Raw genomic sequence first — 3,123 nt, 5'->3', positions numbered from 1 at the left:
CATGGCGAAGCTCCCCTGTTCGCCATGTTGAATCAGAGCGACGCCAGTCTGGGAATCCCCAACGAGTCACGCTCTCGGAGACTTGGTATAAGGGCATAGTCGTGGCCCGGTTCGATTAATCGGGCGGGGAGCGGCGCGTTGCCATAGCCAGGAGGCGATCGGGCAGGGCCTAGCCAGGCTGCTCTGCTTGCCGGTCATCTGCGCGATCTCGATGTGGGCCGTGCAATGGCCGCTCGCCGAGCGGCGTGCCTTGCTCAGCATGTGCCGCATCCCGGCTGATTGGTGGAGTGTCGGCGACCCCAAAAGGTCCGGTTGGCGTCGCCCCAAGGCTGTCGGCCGAGCACGAGTCGCCATTGGCCGGCACTGCAGGCTCTTGCGTTCCATCCAAGTTGGAATGTTATAACCTAACTCTTGCCAACGCCGCTTGATAACCGTTGGTTGCTGAAGGCTGGGACCCACATGATGATTTCAAGCCGTTCATTACTCCTGGCAACGGTCGCAGTCCTTGCCTCCATCGGGACCTGGCCGAAAGCCTCGGCACAGGAGGTGGACCCGGCCCAGCAAGCTGCCTCGCCGTCGATCTCGCTTCCGCCCGTTTCAGTAACGGCAAGCCCCATCACCACGGACCAGCTCGGCAGCTTCGTACCGGTGACCACGCTGGATCGGGAGCAGATCGCCAACCAGCCCGGCCGCAGTCTCGGTGACGTTCTGTTCAATGAGCCGGGAATCACCGCTTCCACCTTCGCCCCGGGCGCAAGCCGCCCAATCATCCGCGGGCTGGACACCTTTCGGGTGCGCCTGCAGGAGAACGGTTTCCTCTCCGGAGACGCCTCGAACTTGGGCGAGGACCACGTCGTGCCGCTGGACCCGCTCTCGGCGGAGCGCATCGAGGTGGTCCGCGGCCCGGCCGCACTGCGCTGGGGCTCGCAGGCCATTGGCGGTGTTGTGAATGTCATCAACAACCGCATCCCCACCACTCTTCCTGACAGGGCCGTGCAGGGCCGCATCTCGGGCGGCTGGAATAGCGGGTCCCGCGGCTGGGACGGGGTGGGCACCACCGACGTGCGCGTGGGGAACTGGGTCGCGCATTTCGACATCTTTGGCCGCTACGACAGCGATTACCGCATCCCCGGTGGCAGGCGGCAGGAAAATAGCGGCGTGCGAACGGACGGCAAGTCGGCCGGCCTGAGCTACATCTTCGACCAGGGTTTCGTTGGCACCTCAGTCTCCCATTTCCGCAGCCTCTATGAGATCCCTGGTGGCGAGGAGGCACAGGCCCGCACGGCCCTTCGGGCGGAGCAGGTTCGCTGGTCTACCCGCGCCGAGTACCGTCCGAGCAGTGGCCCCATCCAGCGGATCAGCGGCTGGCTCGGCTTCTCCAAATACCGCCACGAGGAGATCGGCGCCGAGGAGGCAGGCGGGCTTGGTGAGGAGGAGATTGGCGCAGGTCAGTTAGCAGGCGCCCGTGTGGTTCATGGCGGCTTCCGCAACAGCAGCTGGGATGGCCGCATTGAACTCCAGCACGTCCCGGTCAGCACAGACCTTGGCCCGCTCAATGGCACCTTCGGCGTCTCCGTCGAGCAAGAGCGTATCCGCACTACCGGCGAATTCCTGGAGTTTCTGCCGCCAAACCGGACGGACCGCTACGCCGGTTATCTGTTCGAGGAGTTGTCTCTGACACCACGTCTGCGACTGCAGGCCGCCGGGCGGGTTGAGTTCAGCCGGATCGTCGGGGCGACCGGGGATTTCTCGCAGGGCAACTTACCTTTTGACCCTGATGTGGAGCTGGAGAGCACGGGGCGGCGCCGCACCTTTGCCCCGTTCAGCGTCAGCCTCGGCGCGCTCTACGACCTGCCCTGGGCGATGCAGGCGCGGTTGACGGGGCAATACGTGCAGCGCGCCCCGACCGCCGCGGAGCTTTTCTCCCGCGGGGCGCACGATGCCTCCGGCACCTTCGACATCGGCAACCCCAATCTGCGGAAGGAGCGGGCTACGACGGTGGAGCTGGGCCTATCCCGCCCGACCGGAATGACCCGCTTCGATACCAGCGCCTTCTATTCTCATTTCGATGACTTCATCTACCGCGCACTGACCGGCAACAGCTGTGGCGAAGAGTTCAGCTCCTGCGCGGCGGGGAGGGACGGGGAGTTTCTACAGACCGCTTTCGGCCAGCGTAACGCCCGCTTCTATGGCTTAGAGGCGAAGGCAGAACAGGATCTCTTCCAGCTCTGGGACGGCAATCTGGGCGTCTCCGGTCGCTACGACTTCGTGCGCGCTCAGTTTGAGGGCGGCGGCGGCAACCTGCCACGCATCCCACCGCACCGGCTGGGCGGCGGCGTGTTCTGGCGCGACGGCAGGATCCAGAGTAGCATCGATTACCTGCATGCTTTCAATCAGAACCGCCTGGGAGAGAACGAGACGCCGACGAAGGGCTACGATCTGCTGAACGCGCGCATTGGTTACACGGCGCGGCTGGACGACGTCCGCAGCGCGAACCTTTCTGTCATTGCCACCAACTTGCTGGACTCCGATATCCGCAATGTCGCCTCCTTCAAGAAGGACGAGGTGCTTCTGCCCGGCCGCACCGTGCGCTTTCTGATGACGGTGACGTTCTGACCGCCGACTGCTGGACGACTCAGAGCTCACAAGCGTTTGAATAGCACGGTTGCGGCGACAAGGACGACGAAGGCGACGGTCAAGCTTGGGATGGTTTTGTGGCCACGGACAAGGCAGCGGCAGCGTTTGAACCATCCGAAGCTTCGCTCGGTAGCCCGGCGTCGGGGCTGTAAGGCGAATCCGCGTCTGTCCGACTTCGATCAAACTAGGTCGATAGAGATCGGTGTAGCTTCAGCGACAAGTCGTCGAGCGGGGCCCGCCCGACCACATTCGCTCGCCAACAAGTCTCCATCGCCAGTTTGCGCTGACGTCAGCACGCGCAGCAACGCAAAACCAGGTGGCCTCCACCGTGATGGGGGAGCTCTCGACCATAGCAAACACAGGATCCGTCGGCGGCGCCTGCATCCCTGCAGGTCGTGTCCCTGGACGTGGTGTAGGAGCGGTGCTCCTGGGCGGGCTGGTCTGCCTCGTCAGGATGCCAGGGCTGGCAGGCTGACCGGGGCAGTA

At 64.2% G+C, this 3,123-nt stretch carries 1 protein-coding gene; it reads left to right on the top strand.

Annotation, left to right across the window (positions count from 1 at the left end):
- The first annotated feature begins 459 nt into the window (after positions 1-459).
- Positions 460-2,616 carry a TonB-dependent receptor gene (locus BLR02_RS28025; RefSeq protein WP_090665472.1) on the top strand — a complete coding sequence of 719 codons (2,157 nt, stop codon included), beginning with the start codon at positions 460-462 and terminating at the stop codon, positions 2,614-2,616.
- Positions 2,617-3,123 lie beyond the last annotated feature (507 nt).

The organism is Belnapia rosea (assembly GCF_900101615.1).
Lineage (GTDB): Bacteria > Pseudomonadota > Alphaproteobacteria > Acetobacterales > Acetobacteraceae > Belnapia > Belnapia rosea.
This window is presented reverse-complemented; position numbering and strand designations above follow the sequence as displayed.